This window comes from Nesterenkonia ebinurensis (genome assembly GCF_008711175.1).
Taxonomy (GTDB): Bacteria; Actinomycetota; Actinomycetes; order Actinomycetales; family Micrococcaceae; genus Nesterenkonia; species Nesterenkonia ebinurensis.
In genome coordinates this window covers 53,019-68,845 of sequence record NZ_VWNF01000041.1, presented here as the reverse complement: position 1 = coordinate 68,845, position 15,827 = coordinate 53,019, and the positions used below count along the sequence as shown (strand labels likewise).

At 60.5% G+C, this 15,827-nt stretch carries 11 protein-coding genes; 9 read left to right on the top strand and 2 right to left on the bottom strand.

From position 1 onward, the window contains the following. The first annotated feature begins 8 nt into the window (after positions 1 to 8). Together F0311_RS11600 and katG are read left to right on the top strand one after the other, a co-directional pair. The gene (locus F0311_RS11600) at positions 9 to 467 is read left to right on the top strand and encodes a Fur family transcriptional regulator (protein WP_150462103.1); all 459 of its coding nucleotides are present in this window, start codon (positions 9 to 11) and stop codon (positions 465 to 467) included. Positions 468 to 522: 55 nt separating this feature from the next. Next, complete coding sequence (gene katG, locus F0311_RS11595) at positions 523 to 2,793, top strand: catalase/peroxidase HPI (protein WP_150462102.1); 2,271 nt, start codon at positions 523 to 525, stop codon at positions 2,791 to 2,793. 109 nt (positions 2,794 to 2,902) lie between these two features. Here the strand turns inward: katG and F0311_RS11590 are convergent, their stop codons facing one another. Next, entirely contained in the window at positions 2,903 to 4,552 is a 1,650-nt protein-coding gene (locus tag F0311_RS11590) for a gamma-glutamyltransferase (protein WP_191089901.1), read from the bottom strand. 505 nt (positions 4,553 to 5,057) lie between these two features. Between F0311_RS11590 and F0311_RS11585 the strand changes: the two genes are divergently transcribed. From F0311_RS11585 to solA, 7 genes are all read left to right on the top strand, one after another. Next, on the top strand, positions 5,058 to 6,293 hold the full coding sequence (locus F0311_RS11585; protein ID WP_223881293.1) for a metal-dependent hydrolase family protein: 1,236 nt from the start codon (positions 5,058 to 5,060) through the stop codon (positions 6,291 to 6,293). Continuing rightward, positions 6,290 to 7,528 (top strand): alpha/beta hydrolase family protein, encoded by a 1,239-nt coding sequence (locus tag F0311_RS11580; protein WP_150462100.1) that lies wholly within the window; start codon positions 6,290 to 6,292, stop codon positions 7,526 to 7,528. The genes F0311_RS11585 and F0311_RS11580 overlap by 4 nt, the downstream gene beginning before the upstream one ends. Beyond that, on the top strand, positions 7,525 to 9,213 hold the full coding sequence (locus tag F0311_RS11575) for a DUF885 domain-containing protein (protein WP_150462099.1): 1,689 nt from the start codon (positions 7,525 to 7,527) through the stop codon (positions 9,211 to 9,213). Before F0311_RS11580 ends, F0311_RS11575 begins: the two co-directional genes overlap by 4 nt. A gap of 64 nt (positions 9,214 to 9,277) precedes the next feature. Further along, positions 9,278 to 10,885 carry a gamma-glutamyltransferase family protein gene (locus tag F0311_RS11570; RefSeq protein WP_191089900.1) on the top strand — a complete coding sequence of 536 codons (1,608 nt, stop codon included), beginning with the start codon at positions 9,278 to 9,280 and terminating at the stop codon, positions 10,883 to 10,885. A 219-nt stretch (positions 10,886 to 11,104) separates the two neighbouring features. Beyond that, entirely contained in the window at positions 11,105 to 11,944 is an 840-nt protein-coding gene (locus F0311_RS11565; protein ID WP_150462097.1) for an alpha/beta hydrolase, read from the top strand. A gap of 127 nt (positions 11,945 to 12,071) precedes the next feature. Continuing rightward, positions 12,072 to 13,334 carry an amidohydrolase gene (locus tag F0311_RS11560; protein ID WP_150462096.1) on the top strand — a complete coding sequence of 421 codons (1,263 nt, stop codon included), beginning with the start codon at positions 12,072 to 12,074 and terminating at the stop codon, positions 13,332 to 13,334. 104 nt (positions 13,335 to 13,438) lie between these two features. After that, entirely contained in the window at positions 13,439 to 14,620 is a 1,182-nt protein-coding gene (gene solA / locus F0311_RS11555) for an N-methyl-L-tryptophan oxidase (protein WP_150462095.1), read from the top strand. On the opposite strand, the gene F0311_RS11550 is transcribed toward solA, so the two are convergent. Continuing rightward, complete coding sequence (locus F0311_RS11550; RefSeq protein ID WP_150462094.1) at positions 14,610 to 15,752, bottom strand: Glu/Leu/Phe/Val family dehydrogenase; 1,143 nt, start codon at positions 15,750 to 15,752, stop codon at positions 14,610 to 14,612. The two genes, solA and F0311_RS11550, sit on opposite strands and share 11 nt — an antisense overlap. Positions 15,753 to 15,827: the final 75 nt, after the last annotated feature.

Below are 15,827 nucleotides of genomic sequence, written 5' to 3'. Positions count from 1 at the left end.
TAGTGGTCATGACCGCTATGCAGCATTCATGGCCCGAAACACTTCGGGACTGCGGGCTACGCGTCACCCGGCAGCGCTTGGCTGTGCTCGACGCTGTCGCTGAGCACCCGCACCAGCCTGCCGAGGCCATCCATGCTGAGGTCGCCCGCCGACTGCCTGAGATCACCGTGCAGTCGGTCTACACCGTGCTGCACGATCTCACTGCACACCAGCTGCTGCGCCGCTTCGATCCTCCTGGATCCGCGGCGTGCTACGAGACGCGCACCCACGATAACCACCACCACGCCATCTGCACCCAGTGCGGCCGCATCGAGGATGTGGACTGTGTGCACGGCGAAGCACCCTGCCTGGAGGCCCCTGCCGGGCTGGGTATGGAGGTGGAGGTTGCTGATGTGGTCTTCCGCGGCATCTGCCGTAACTGTGCTGCCCAGAATGCCGGTGAGCACAAAGCGGCCCAGCCTGTCTGACCCTACTGTCTCCTGTCCACCTGAAGAGTCCTGATCCACCCAAGAGAGGAACCTGATGACTGAGAACCCCAACGGCTGCCCCGTGGTGCACAATGAGGGCACCGGGACCGTGCCTACCGCTGAGAAGCCAGCTGGGCCCCCGCATCCGACCATGGGTGGTGGCAACCGGTACTGGTGGCCCCACCAGCTCAACCTGAAGATTCTGGCCAAGAACACCGCCACCATCGACCCCTACAGCAACGAGGACTTCGACTACGCCGCTGAGTTCCTCAAGCTGGATCTGGCCGAGGTGAAGAGGGATATCGAGCTGACTCTGACCACATCCCAGGACTGGTGGCCGGCCGACTTCGGGCACTACGGCCCGCTGATCATCCGCATGGCCTGGCACTCCGCCGGCACCTATCGTGCAGTGGATGGCCGCGGCGGCGGCAGCACCGGACAGCAGCGCTTCGCCCCGCTGAACTCCTGGCCGGACAACATCGGCCTGGACAAGGCCCGGCGCATCCTGTGGCCGATCAAGAAGAAGTATGGTCGCCAGCTCTCCTGGGCCGACCTGATGATCTTGGCCGGCAACGTAGCCCTGGAGTCCATGGGCTTTAAGACCTTCGGCTTCGCCGGCGGCCGCGCCGATGTCTGGGAGCCTGAGGATGACGTGTACTGGGGCGCAGAGGAAGAGTGGCTGGGCAGCGAGAAACGCTTCGCCAAAGGTGACGAGCGTGACCTCAACAAGCCGCTGGGCGCCACCCATCTCGGTCTGATCTACGTCAACCCCGAAGGCCCGGAGGGCGAGCCAGACCCGGTCAAGGCAGCCCACGACATCCGCGTCACCTTCGCCCGGATGGGCATGAACGACGAGGAGACTGTGGCTCTGATTGCCGGCGGTCACACCTTCGGCAAGGCTCACGGCGCCAACACCGACGACTACCTGGGCCCCGATCCGGAGGGCGCCGGGCTGGAGGAGCAGGGCCTGGGCTGGCGGAACTCCAACGGCACCGGCAAGGGTGATGACCAGATCACCTCAGGCCTGGAGGTCACCTGGACCTACCACCCCACCCGCTGGGACAACGAGTTCTTCCACATCCTCTACGCCTACGAGTGGGAGGTCTACCAGGGGCCCGGCGGTGCCTGGCAGTGGCGGCCCACCAACGGTGAGGGCGACGGTCTGGTGCCTGAGGCGCACAGTGACGACAAGCGTGAGCCTCGCATGCTCACCACCGACCTCTCTCTGCGCTTCGACTCGGAGTACGACAAGATTTCCCGGCGTTTCCATGAGAACCCGGATTCCTTCCAGGAGGCCTTCTCCCGCGCCTGGTTCAAGCTGACCCACCGCGATATGGGCCCCAAGGCCCGCTACCTGGGCCCTGAGGTCCCCGAGGAGGACCTCATCTGGCAGGATCCGCTGCCACCAGTGGACCACGAGCTGATCGATGCAGACGACGCCGCCGCCCTGAAGCAGCAGGTGCTCGACTCAGGACTCAGCGTCTCCGAGCTGGTCTCCACCGCCTGGGCCTCCGCCTCCACCTTCCGGCACCCAGACAAGCGCGGCGGCGCCAACGGCGCCCGCATTCGGCTGGCCCCGCAGAAGGACTGGGAGGTCAACAACCCCGAGCAGCTGGCCAAGGTGCTCGGTGCCTTCGAGACCATCAAGGAGCGGTTCGACTCCTCCAACGGTGCCGGCAAGAAGATCAGCCTGGCTGACCTCATCGTGTTGGCCGGCAACGCCGCAGTGGAGAAGGCAGCAGCCGATGCCGGGGTGAGTATCGAGGTGCCCTTCAACCCGGGCCGCACCGATGCCATTCAGGAGCAGACCGATGAGGACTCCTTCGCCTACCTGGAGCCGGTCACCGACGGGTTCCGCAACTACGTGGGCCCGGACAACTCGCTGCCGGCCGAGCACGCCCTGGTCGATAAAGCCAACCTGCTCTCCCTCTCCGCACCAGAGATGACCGTGCTGCTCGGCGGTATGCGCGTGCTGGGCACCAACTGGGACGGCTCCACATATGGTGTGTTCACCGACCGGGCGGGTGTGCTGAGCAACGACTTCTTCGTCAACCTGCTCGACCTCGGCAAGACCTGGAAAGCCCTGGACTCAGGCCAGCACGCCTTCGAAGGCACCATGGACGCTACTGGGGAGACCTTCGGCCGCGGCACCCGGGTCGACCTGGTCTTCGGCTCCAACTCCGAGCTGCGGGCGCTCGCCGAGGTCTACGCCTCCGACGACGCCCAGGAGAAGTTCATCAAGGACTTCGTGGCCGCCTGGTACAAGGTCACCGAGCTGGACCGCTTCGACCTGCGCAAGCCGGCTGGAAAGACGGCCAACGCCTGATCTGGCCTGTCCCGGCCGCGTTGCCGTGGCCCATAACACCTCAAACGGAGGCCCCCGGCGGAGTTCCGCCGGGGGCCTCCGAGGTAGCCCTGCTGAGTCGGCCTCAGGTCTAGTAAGCGTCGCCGAAGAGTACTAGGCCTTTGGTGTCCGAGGATTGCCTTTTACCGGTCACGGGATCAACCGACACCGCAGCTATAGTGCCACGGACTCCCGCCGCAGTCTGAGGCGGAATTTCGGTGACTTTCAGACCAGTGGTGGCAACCTTCGTCAAGAATTCAGGGCTGTAGGTCCCTTCAGGCACCACCACATCTCGAACAGTGGATGTGTCTCCCAGAGCGAAATTTGTCAGGAGGGGAGGAGCCGCCTGTACCTCGGGGAGTCCGCAGCGTTGGCCAAGGACGCTGACGAGGAGCTTAATATTCTCCGGAACAAGGCCCGTCCCTATTCCAGCAGTGGCAAACACCGGCTTTTCGTCGCGCACTGCGACTGTTTGCACCATTTCGTTTGGCAACCGGGCTCCGGGGCGCAGAGTAGCGAGTCGTTTCTGTTGGAAGCCTGCGGAGTCGGGGATTGGAACGCCGCCGACTACAATGCCAGTTGAACCCCAGACAACCGAATTGATTGAATGGGTGAGGGCCGCGATGTTGCCTTCTTTGTCGATCACAACGAGCGAATTAGAGTGGTGATCCTTACCGTCGCCTTCAGGAGGACGGCCGATTTGCTCAAGCAACTGTGCTGCCTGCTGACCGAATTCCTTGCTGAGTAATGCCTCACGTGACCGATCGATACCACGCAGGTCGAGTCCGTTAGCTACTTCGGCGTGCAGTACCGGTGCGCCCTCCGTCAGGCCGACAATACGGGAGAGCGTCGCGAAGCTGTTTGGATCTTTCCAAAATGGACTCATTCGGTCGACCCCGGCTGCCTCAGCGATGTTTAAGGAAGGGATGGCGTTGAATCCCGCAAAGTTCTCTCCGCCGGGCGCATAAACGGTTGTTCCCGCGAAACTCGCCGCATAAGGCTCGCTCCATGTTGGTTGGTATTCCGCGAGATCTGCTGCACAGACCTTGCCCCCTTCGCGTCGGATAACACGGAGAAACTCCTGTGCCCATCCGCCGGTATACATGTGACTCGCGCCCTGTTCTGCCACGGCGCGCAGTGTCTTTGCCAGCTCAGGTTGATGGAATCTATCGCCAGCGCGGGGGATCGGATTGCCACACGGATGAAGGAAAGCTCTACCCTCCGGCGTGCGTTCGAGGAATTCTTTGCGCCATTCGAAGAATCCTGCCAATTTGGCGCACAGGGTCACGCCCCGCTCGGCATACCAGATTGCGGGGGCAAACAACTCCCTCCAAGGTAAGCGCCCGAAACGTTGGTGCATCACCTCGAAACCGGCCATGTATCCCGGGACCAGAGTTTCTCGGCCCAAGTCTGTCTGTTCTGCGGGCGGCGGAGAAAAGTTCCCCCCGCCCGCAGTACCGGTGCGGTACGCTGTTCCAAGCGCTCCCAAATCCGCTTTCGGGATCGACTCAGGATCAGTTTCATTTCGGTAGGTGTTGTAACCACCATCGAGGGAATGGATCTTTCCTGTCCGCGCGTCGTAGTAGATCAACGACATAATGCCCGCGAAGGAGACCACCGATCCGAGCTGGGTCGTGGTACCGGTCATAGCGATCGTGACGGCGGCGTCAGCGGCACTTCCGCCCCGCTTAAGCGTCTCTATGCCGGCTGCTACGGAGATTGCTGAGGCGGTTGCTGACACTGCTCCGTTTCGGCCGATATGAACGTTAGACTCGCTTGCCACCATGTCCGAGCTTTCGGTTTTCTCCGCAGCAATGCGTACATGGTGGGACCAGTGCTGTGGGGAGAGAGTGGCGAGAGAATAATCCTGCATTAGAATGTGCCCCCCGCATCCGTGGGGAGGGTCTCGACCAGTGGTAGTTGTCTGGTGCGAAAGCGGTTAGTCACCTTAGTTCTGTTATCCAATGGAGTCTCCCTAATCTTCAGCAACAGTTCGACTCTAAATCAGACCATGGATGGTTACTTGATGACGACGGATGAAATACAGAAGGGAAAGTCTCGACAGACGTACTGTGACAGGCATTGGTGACATGAGTCGCCGGGTCTAACAAACAGTGGTGCTTGAAGGGGGATGTCGCACTACGAATGTTGAGAGATTTTGTTGCTAGTTCCATCCTCTGTCATCGCAAAAGACGGACCCGTGCGGATACGGTTGAATGCACCTACCCTCAAGCTAAGGGAGAATCGTGATTTCTGACTATTGGATCGTGGGTGCACGCATCATCGATGGCACGGGAAGCGAACCTGTTGACGGATTAGCGATCCATGTCGTGAACGGACAGATCGCGCACCTCGGCGAGGCACCACATAGCGCTGAGCTCGTTAATGCGGAAGGTCTCACCATCACCCCCGGCCTGATCGACGCGCATGTTCACTTCGGCTTGTCGAGCGATATAGGCCCTAGTCTCCGCCACGATATTTCTGTCGCCGAGCTTGCCGCGGACATGTTCAAGAACTGCAGCGATACGCTCGATGCAGGCTTTACCACCGTAAGAGACACAGGAGGCATCGATGGTGGACTGGCACGCGCTGTCGCCTCCGGAAAGGTCCGTGGTCCGAGAATCCTCCAATGCGGTCCGGTCCAGTGTCAGACCGGTGGCCACGGTCATACCGCGGCAGACTGGGAACCGACCGCCAACTGGCACGATCATGGCATCCCGGGACTACGAGCCCTTTCCCTGCTCTCCGACGGGCCGGCAGAGATGCGCAAGAACATCCGAGAGACCTTCCGGCGCGGCGCGGACTTCATCAAGATGTGCGTCACGGGAGGAGTGGTGTCCACTCACGACAAACTGAGCGATACCCAGTTCACTGTCGAAGAGATCGAGGTAGCCGTCGAAGAGGCTGCCGCTCGCGGCACCTACGTGACTGTGCACGCACACAACAACGCTGGCATTCGCAATGCAGTTCGTGCCGGGGCCAAGTGTGTCGAGCATGGCTCGGAGATCGACGATGAGACGGCGGCTCTGATGGCTGAGTACGACGTAGCACATGTACCGACTCTGGCAGTTGTTCATGCACTGCTTGAGGACCCTTCTGCCGCAGGCCTTCCCTCGAACATGAAGGAGCGAATCGGTCCTGTCCTCGATGGGCAGATCGCTGGACTCAAAGCCTCGCGAAAGGCCGGCGTAAAGGTGGGATCTGGCTCCGACCTGATTGGTGCTCAACAAAAGCATCGAGGAATGGAGCTCACACTTCGCAGCGCGATTGAAACTCCGATGCCGGCACTGGAGTCCGCCACCCGCATCAACGCCGAGATTCTCGGAATTGGTGACGAAACCGGCACGATCGAAGTCGGCAAGTCTGCTGACCTCACGGCCTGGGCCGTCGATCCTTTGGCCGACCCGGCTGCCTTTGCGGATCCCGATCAAGTCCGCCTCGTGGTCAAAGCAGGCACTGTTGTAAAAGATGAGCGGCCATGACCTACTTGACTTATGACCCTCCGACTGGCCCGCGCCCGGTTGGAGTGCGCGATGGCGAACTGGTCGACAGCACCTACCCAGTAGTGAGAGCCGAGGACTCCTTGGGCCGGCGGATCATGTTGCGGGTCTGGTATCCGGCCAGCACTGCCGACGGCGAGCACCGCCCATACCTCATTGGCGAAGAGGCCCGGCTCGTCGAGTGGTGTGTCGAGCCCGGGGGATTGCCCACACGGTGGGCGACTTCGCTGGCATCTATGGCAACGTTCTCCGTCGTGGACGCGCCGGTAGCGGAGGGAACCTTTCCCACCGTGATTTTCTCGCACGGCGCGACAGCCTGGGTATCGCAGAACACGCCGCTCATGGAGCACCTGGCCAGCCATGGGTACGTCGTATGGTCGGTCGCCCATCCGGGCGAGGCAAGTGGCGTCCGGTACCCGGACGGGACCACACTGCGTCACGATGGCACGCTGCAGGATGCCTTCGTGGCGCTCGTCGGGTCGCCGAGCTACCAGGAGAAATTCATGGCAGACATCGGGCGTCGACATGAACTGACGTCTGACTTCCATGACGACCGTGGCGTTGGTCGATGGGCAGAACGCTGGGTCAATGACATGCGTGCGGTCATCGATGCACTCGAAACCAACTGGGTCGAGGGAATAGCTAGGAAGATCGTAGAAAGCAGTGACCTCGACGCGATCGCAACTGTCGGAATGTCCTTCGGAGGCTCGGCCGCCGCTTTAACGGCGCAGCTGGACGAGCGAGTGAAGGCAGCCGTCAACCTTGATGGCGAACAGTTCACCTCGGACCTCTTCGGCGCTGAGATGCGGGTTCCGCTGATGCATCTTGCGACAGATTTCGCCGAGCAGATGGCGACCATGGGCGCCCCGGGTGTCACGACGATCGACACCAACGAGTTTTCCTTCGAGCCGCTTGAACTCGCTGGTCTCACTCGGCACGTGTACCGGTTGCGTGTGGCCCACGTAAGTCACCTCGAACTGACCGACCTGGTCCTTATCCCTCAGAACGAACGAGCCAGCGCCCTCCCAGCCGGAGGCAGAGTTGCCTCTCAGCCAACCGTCGACCTGCTGAATGCCACCGTCGGGTCCTTCCTCGGCCAGGAGCTTCGTGGTGAGGACACCGGTTTCCCCAGTCAGCAGTTGGCCGGCTTCTCCGAACTCACCGAGATTGATCTCTCGCCGATCCGGCGGTGGGCAGCAGGGCGGGATGGATCATGAGTGCCTCTCGTGTCGCAGCTACTGTCGATGAACTCGGAGCGAGCTATCTTGAGGAGTTCTGCTCGGCTTTCCCTTTCAGGGCGACCACTCTCGGTCTGCCTGGTCACGATGCAGAGGTCCCAGATATCTCAGAGGCCACGCGTTCCGGATTGACGCAAAGGATGTCTCACTTTCGGGACCAGCTCGATGCATTCGCACTCGAAGAACTGAGTGCGACGGACCGGGCATCTCGATCATTACTTCAGCACAACGTGACGACGATCCTCAACGGAATCGCCTCCCGTGATGACGATTGGCAGATCGGTAACCTCCTGGCCGGCCCCGTATACGCGATCCTTTCTGCGGTCCCCAAGGTCACTTTGGACTCCGAGCAGAGAACCGACGACTACGAGATGCGACTCAGCAGACTCGGCACTTACATTGTCCAATCGGCGCAGGCGTTGAGGAGCGGCCTGCGCGACGGCTTTGTCTCGAACAAGCGAGCGATCGAGTCTTCATTATCGATGCTTGATAACTACCTCAACGCAGGCCCATCCAAAGACCCTCTCTTGCAGCCGCTCGCGCAGCTCCTCGACTCCAGACGCCGAGGCCGATTCGAAGAGATCGTTGACAATTCCATCCGTCCGGCAATGGCTCGGTTGCGGGCCACACTGGCTGAGGAGGTCCTTCCTGCAGCCCGGAGCGATGATCACTGCGGATTGATGTACCTGCCGGAGGGCGATGAAATATACACCCGGTTGGTTCGGCAGCACACCACGACGGATCGGACTGCCGAAGACCTCCACGCTACAGGGCTTGCTATGGTGCAGGAACTCCGTGCGGAGTTCAGCGAATTAGGTTCCTGCGTCTTTGGGACGCAAAATGTGGACGAGGTCAAACAGCGGCTCCGGGACGATCCGGCGCTCCGATTCTCTTCCCGTGAGGCGATGTTAAGTCAGGCCTCCGCGGCGGTGCACCGAGCTGAGGAGGCCATTCCGGATTGGTTCGGGCAACGGCATCAGGCGCCTTGTGAGATCAAATCGATGAACGACGCCGAGGCTGGCTCGTCGGTTCTCGGGTACTACCATCCACCCGCTGAAACTGGCAGCAGGCCGGGCCGGTTCTGGATGAACACCTCTCAGCCTCAGAAAAGTCCAAGGCATGAAATCGAGACTCTCACCTTTCACGAGTCTGTTCCCGGCCACCACATGCAGTTCGCGCTGGCTCAGGGCCTGATCGGACTACCCGCCTATCGTCGGTTCACTTACGTTACTGCCTATTCAGAGGGATGGGGTCTGTACACAGAATGCCTTGCCGATGAAATGGGCCTCTACTCTGAGGGACTGGCGCGTTTCGGAATGGTCTCGTTCGACGCATGGCGTGCCGCCCGACTGGTCGTAGACACCGGCATCCATGCCTTGGGCTGGTCCCGATGCCAGGCAATCGACTACATGTGGAACGCCACCGCGTTGACTATGGACAACATCGTGAACGAAGTCGACCGATACATCAGCATGCCCGGCCAGGCTCTTGCATATATGACTGGGCGCCTAGAGATTGTCCGCCTGAGAGAGGAAGCCCAAGCCATGCTGGGGGCTCGCTTCGATATTAAAGGATTTCACGACGCAGTGCTCGGGACCGGTTCTATTCCATTATCTGAGCTGGCTGAAGTGGTCTGGCGATGGGCCGATTCCCGAGCTGCTTGACTGCCCCTAGGCCACTCATGCTGTGAATGGCCATCGTCCTGATCACGACATAAGGAGAATGCCCATGGAACAGCAGATGCGTCGCCGTCTCGTTGGAGAGTCCCGCTTCGGACGCAAGAAAACCGCTCGAGGGAAAAACGGCATCGCCGTCTCAAGTCATCCCATTGTTAGCCAGATCGCGGTCGACACCCTCAACGCCGGTGGCAATGCAGTGGATGCCGTGATGGCTGCCTCGGTCGCCCAGACCGTCGTCGAGCCGCACATGACAACGATCTGCGGGATGCTGTCGATGCTGCACTATGACGCTGCGACTGGCGAGGCCTCATATCTCAACGGCGGAATCAACCGACCCAAGGAGCTAACTCACCTTGCGCCTACTGAGCTGCGCACCGGCAAGAGTGTTGGTGTTCCCGGCTTCTGGGCTGCCGTGGAGTCCGCGTTGGAGCGTCTGGGCAGCAAGCCGAAGTCCGAGTTGCTTAAGCCCGCCATCGACCTAGCTCGTGAAGGTTTCGAGGTCAACCACTTTCTCTACGGGATGGCCTTTGAACAGATTGGCAGCCTCGGACGGTATCCGGAGGGCCGTAACGTGTTCTTCCCGGAGGGGCGCCTGATCGAAGTGGGTGAGATTCTGAGGCAGCCGGATCTGGCGGACACCCTGGAGAGACTCATTGACGATGGAGCCGAGTACTTCTACCGCGGAGAGTTTGCCAAACGGATGGTTGAGACAGTCCAGAACGCTGGTGGCGTACTGACTCTCGATGACCTCGACCGTTATGCCGTTCGATGGGGAGACCCGGCGAGAAGCACTTACCGGGATTACGATGTCCTCGGCTCTCCGCCGCCGGATGCCGGGGGCACCCACGTTATCGAGATACTTAACCTCCTTGAACTGATTCCGCTAGAGCGGTGGGGCCCGTCGACGGAGTCACCGGACACTCTTTACTGGATGCTGCGGTTCTGTGGCGAGGTATATGCTGAGGGCGCGAAAATCCGAGATCCAGAGTTCTTTGACGTCCCGCTCGACCTCCTAGTCAGCAAGTCATATGCGCAACAGCGATTCGAACTGATGAGGATGGCTGACCCTCAGCCTGTGGCGAAACCCCCTTACTCCGGCTCAAACCACCTCACCGTCGTTGACGGTGACGGTAATATAGCTACCGTCCTGCATTCCGTGATGAGTCAGCCATGGACCAATGGGCTGTTTGTCGATGGGGTGCAGCTCTGGGCTGGCGCCGAACACTTCCTCCGGACTATGCCGCCAGCCGGCGGCCGGGGCACCTCTTACCTTGCGCCTACCCTCCTCCTACGTCAGGGGAAGCCCGTGCTCGCTGCAGGCTCACCGGGGCACGGGCTGATCCAAAATGTTGTCCAGAACACAGTGAATATCCTCGACTTTGGCCTTGACATAGAGCAATCTGTCCACCGGCCGCGGTTCGGTGCACTCTCGGTGGACACCTTCCTCGCCGATCCGGTGGGACCCCCGAGCTACCTGATCGAGGCAGACCTGGATGAGGCCGTCCGTGCTGAGGTCGTCTCGCGTGGTATAAGGCTCGACGCCTGTAACCCCTGGAACTTCTACATGGGCAGTTACGAGGGAGTCCATCTGGCAGAAGACGGGACCATGTCTGCCTGCGCCGACCCACGCCGTGCAGGCAAGGCTATTGCTGTCTGAGCGTCGTCAACGACCAGGGGGAAGGATGCTTCATGACGCGTTCACAAGCAGATATCGGCCTCACTGCCTTTGGTTTGTGGGAGAACTTGGTCGTTTCGAGAGTAACCCACCGCCACTACGGCTTGGAGCCACCACAATCAACCAGATCGCTGAGATAGGAGCGAAGAAGTGACAGCAGTGTCGCCGGAGGACTGGAATCGGCCAGGAGGGCGATACACCATGTCGATTGAGCCGGCCGTTGCGATGCGCGTGGCCGCATTCGACTGGGACTATGAGGTCCAAGTCGCACTGCCAGCCAGCTACGAAGTCATGCCCGATCAACGTTATCCAGTTCTATGGCTGACAGACGGGCCTCTCATGTTCCCCACTACGGTTGGTCTGGTCAATAGTCTGGTCATGGGTGGCCGGGCACCTGAGATGATCATCGTTGGCGTAGGCTGCGCAGGAGAGGTAAGTCCTGACGAGTACTACCGCCGCCGCACCATCGACCTTCTCCCGCCTGGAGAATCGACACTTTTCGGCGGGCTGGGCGGTGAGTACCTGCGCAAACTTGGCGTTCCGGATGACGCTACAGGGCGAGCTGACGAGTTCCTGACCTTCCTGATCGATGAACTGCGCCCGGCGTTGGCGCAGAGGTATCGTATGGATGGCGACGACCATGGGTTGTTCGGCCATTCGGTGGGTGGTGTGTTCGTCAACTACGCGGTGTTCTCCAGACCTGGTGCCTTCCGCCGCTACATCATCGGCAGTCCGGCGAGTAACGCAGTGGATCGGATGGCCTTTAAAGAGGAGGCGAGCTATGCGTCTGCCCATACTGACCTGAAGGCTGACATCTTCTTCGGCGTGGGCGAACAAGAGATCGGCCAACTCTATATGGCGGCCTGGGGCACAGTCAGTGCACCGGTCCTGATGGCCGAGACACTGTTACTGCGCCAATATCCGTCGTTGAAGGTCACCATGCGAGTCTTCCCGGCCAAAGACTATTTCACGGTCGTGGCGGATCTTGTCAGTGAAGGCGTTCAAGCCGTGTGGTCCGACAAGGTGGGGAAGCCGGCTTGATACAAATTGACAACATCGGTTTCGTTCAGTGGTGCTGATCGGTGACATCTAGTCGGGAGGCTAGCGGATAAGAAACTCATTATAAGGAGACATTATGGCCAAGGAGCGCTCACACATTATCTTACCGATGTTCCCGCAAGCGGCCACGGCCCCTTCGGGGACTGGTCTCACGGCTGCGGAGCGCGAGCAGCTGCATCGGTTTTACAGGACCCTGCATGCCCACCCCGAGCTGAGCATGCAGGAGTATCGCACTGCCGAGCGGATCGAGGCTGAGTTGGACGCGATGGGAGTGGAGCGCTTCCGCTGTACGCAATCCGGAGTGGTTGGCATCGTCCGTAATGGTGCTGGGCCGGTGGTTGCTCTGCGTGCCGATACCGATGGCCTGCCGATGCTGGAGCGCACGGGGCTGGACTACGCCTCTACGGTCCATGGCACCGCCGCCGACGGCACGCAGGTACCCGTGATGCACGGTTGCGGCCACGATACCCATATTGCCTGCCTGATCGCCGCACTCCGTGTGTTGTTGCGCCGCCGCGAGGACTGGAGCGGCACACTAGTGGCGGTGTTCCAGCCAGGTGAGGAGCTTGGCCAGGGTGCCCGGGCGATGGTGGCCGACGGCCTCTGGGAAAGGGCGCCGCGCCCTGACGTCGTCCTGGGCCAGCATGTGTCGAACCAACCTGCGGGCACAGTGACTATGGCAATCGGTCCGGCCATGGCCGGCACGGATTCGCTGCGGGTGACAGTGCACGGTAAGCAGGCCCACGGCTCCCGGCCGCATATGGGCATTGATCCCATTGTGCTGGGATCAGCAATGATCACGCGGCTGCAGACCATCGTCTCCCGCGAGGTGGATGCCCACGAGCCGGCAGTGGTGACCGTGGGCGTCTTCCGAGGCGGTCTGAAGGAGAACATTATCCCCGAGCAGGCCGAGTTCGTCGTTAATGTCCGTGCCCTCACAGAACCGCTGCGGGATCAGGTGCTGGCCGCAGTGCGGCGGGTTGTCCGAGGTGAGGCTGAGGTCGCCGGAGCACCGGAGCCGGAGATTGAGCATTACTCGCAGGTGCCGCCGACCATCAACGATGTTCAGGCTGCGGAGCAGACGTACAACGCCATTGAGCAGACGCTCGGGACTGAACAGGTCAGCCTCGAGCGACCCCGGATGGGATCCGAAGATTTTGGACTCCTGGGCAAGGCTGCTGGGGTGCCCTCAGTGCTGTGGTTTTTTGGCGGGGCCGAACCGGGCGCAGCGGATCCGCCTGGCAACCATTCACCATATTTTGCCCCGCCGCTGGAGCCGACACTGAGTACCGGAGCCCGGGCCATGACCGCCGCCGCCCTGCACTGGTTGAAGACACTGAGTCTTCCCTTGAGTGGGGGTTCTACCGACTAGAACATCTGTAGAAATGCCCTCGCTGATCTCATACATCACAACGAGGACCCTGTGACGTCTAGCCGGGAGGCTAGCAGATAAGAAACTCATCGTAAGGAGACGTCATGGCCAAGGGATACTCGCATATCATCATCGGTGCAGGAGCGATCGGCTCAGCGACCGCGTACTGGCTATCACAGCACGGGGCCGAGCGGGTGCTCGTGCTTGAGCAGTTCGACCTGATCAATACTCTTGGATCGTCCGGCGACCACTCACGGCTGATCCGTCACGCTTACCACCGTGACGACTACACCCAGTTAACACGCGCCATGTTCGAGGCGTGGGAACACGTCGAGGAGCGCTCAGGACTGGGTGTTTATCTGAAGACCGGCGGCATCGACCTTGCCACCGAGGGCGGAGCAGGGGAGGATGAGATCGCGGAATACAAGGCTGCGATGGATGCTGCGGGAATCTCGTATGAAGATCTGGAAGCTGACGAAATCCGTGAACGATACCCGCAATGGCATATCTCTGATGACACTATTGGGATCTATCAGGATGCCGGGGGTATCTTGGACATCCGGAAGTCGGTTTCTGCGCACACCTCGCTTGCGATCAGTAACGGTGTTGAATTCCGTTCTCGGACCAAAGTGACCGGGATCCGAATGAGGGAAGGCAGTGTCAGTGTCTCCACGACAGAAGGGGATTTTCACGGCGACCACCTCATCGTTGCGGCTGCGTCCTGGCTCGGTGAATTGATGCCGGACCTTGGCCTAAACTTCGACCTCACTCTTTCACAGGAGCAGGTCGCCTATTTCACGGCGCCGAAACTGGCTGATTTCACGCCAGATCGGTTCCCGATCTGGATCCACCACGGCGGCGATCAGATCCACTACGGCTTCCCTGTCTATGGTGAAGCGGCAGTTAAGATCGCTCGAGACATGCGCGGGCATTTCATCACCGGTGAAGAACGCGTTTTTGAAGGTGATTCCACGGAGCCACAGTTGCTGCACGCCTTCCTCTCCAAGTACCTACCTGGAGGAGCCGGGCCACTGTTGATGAGTAAGACCTGTGTGTACGACATGCCCGCTGACAGGGACTTTATCCTCGATACCGTTCCCGGGTACCCGCACGTAGCTATCTTCAACGGCGCAGGACATGCAGGCAAGTTTGCAAGCCTAGTCGGGCAGATTCTGTCGGACCTCACGACTAGCGGGCGCACGGGGCATGACATTCGAGCATTCAGCCTGACCCGGCCCGCGATCACCGACCCCGAGTTCAAAGCGGTGTTCCGTCTCAGGGCCTGATAGAGGAAGTCGAGTGAGTGTGCCTCCGCCACGCTTCGGCGGTACCGGCCCGTGAATTGGTTGCTAGAAGGCTGAGGCGTTCCCGCACCAGTCTATTGGCGGCCTCGGCCGTTGTGATGCCGCGGTCATCGGCCTCATCGTAGACTCGCCCTAAGGCGCTGCCAATGGCATCGATGCGAGCAAGGCGCTCTTCAAGAGGATCTTGCTCGGCACCCAGGAAGAGCACACCTCCCGCGTTGACGAGATAGTCGGGTGCATAGAGAATTCCTCGCCGACTGAGCTTTTCTGCACTATCGCTCTTGGCGAGCTGGTTATTTGCCGGGCCTACTACGGCCGCGGCCGCTAGTTGATCAATTACCTGATCAGAAAGCATGCCGCCGACGCCTGCGGGCATAAAGACGTCGGCGGGCACTGTGTGTGCCTCTTCGGGGGCTACCCAGCTCGCTCCCAGGACCTCGGCAAGGCTCTTCTTTGATGTGTCGAGATCGGAGAGAGCCAGCTCCGCACCTTCATTGGCAAGACGGACCGCAAGGTGTCTACCAACGTGCCCGACCCCAGCGATGGTAATGCGGCGCCCTGCACAGCTGGGACTGCCAGTCACGCGGCGAAGCGTTTCCTGAAGCGCAGAGTAGACCCCGCGTGCAGTGTAGCCGCTCGGATCTCCTGAGCCGCCGGCTTCGGTAGGAAGGCCGCGGACATGTGCTGTCCGCTGCGCCACCGTCAACATGTCCTCCACACTGCTTCCGACATCCTCAGCGGTCACATACAAGCCGTCGAAGGATTCCACAGCATCTCCAAGATCGAGGAAAGCTGCACAACGGCGCTCTTCCGAGAGCGACTCTCCCGCTGGGATGTGAATGACGGACTTCCCTCCACCAGCGTGCAAGCCGGCCAGTGCATTTTTGTAGGTCATTCCTTGAGAGAGTCGCAGAGCATCAGAAAGTGCATCCGTCCAGTCTGGATATCTCCATAGCCGGCAGCCGCCGAAGGCCGGGCCGAGAAGAGTGTTGTGAACCGTCGCAATGATGGTCAGTCCGGATCGACGGCCACAGGTGATGGCGATCTTTTCGTGCTCGAGTAGCGAAGCGATATGTGGTGTCTGCTCAGGCATGGTTGTCATGTCGTTGTTCATGAGGGTCCTTGGATAGATAAGGAATTAGCGAACGCCTTCAGCAACCTGGATAACAATCCAGGAGCCTCGTCTTGT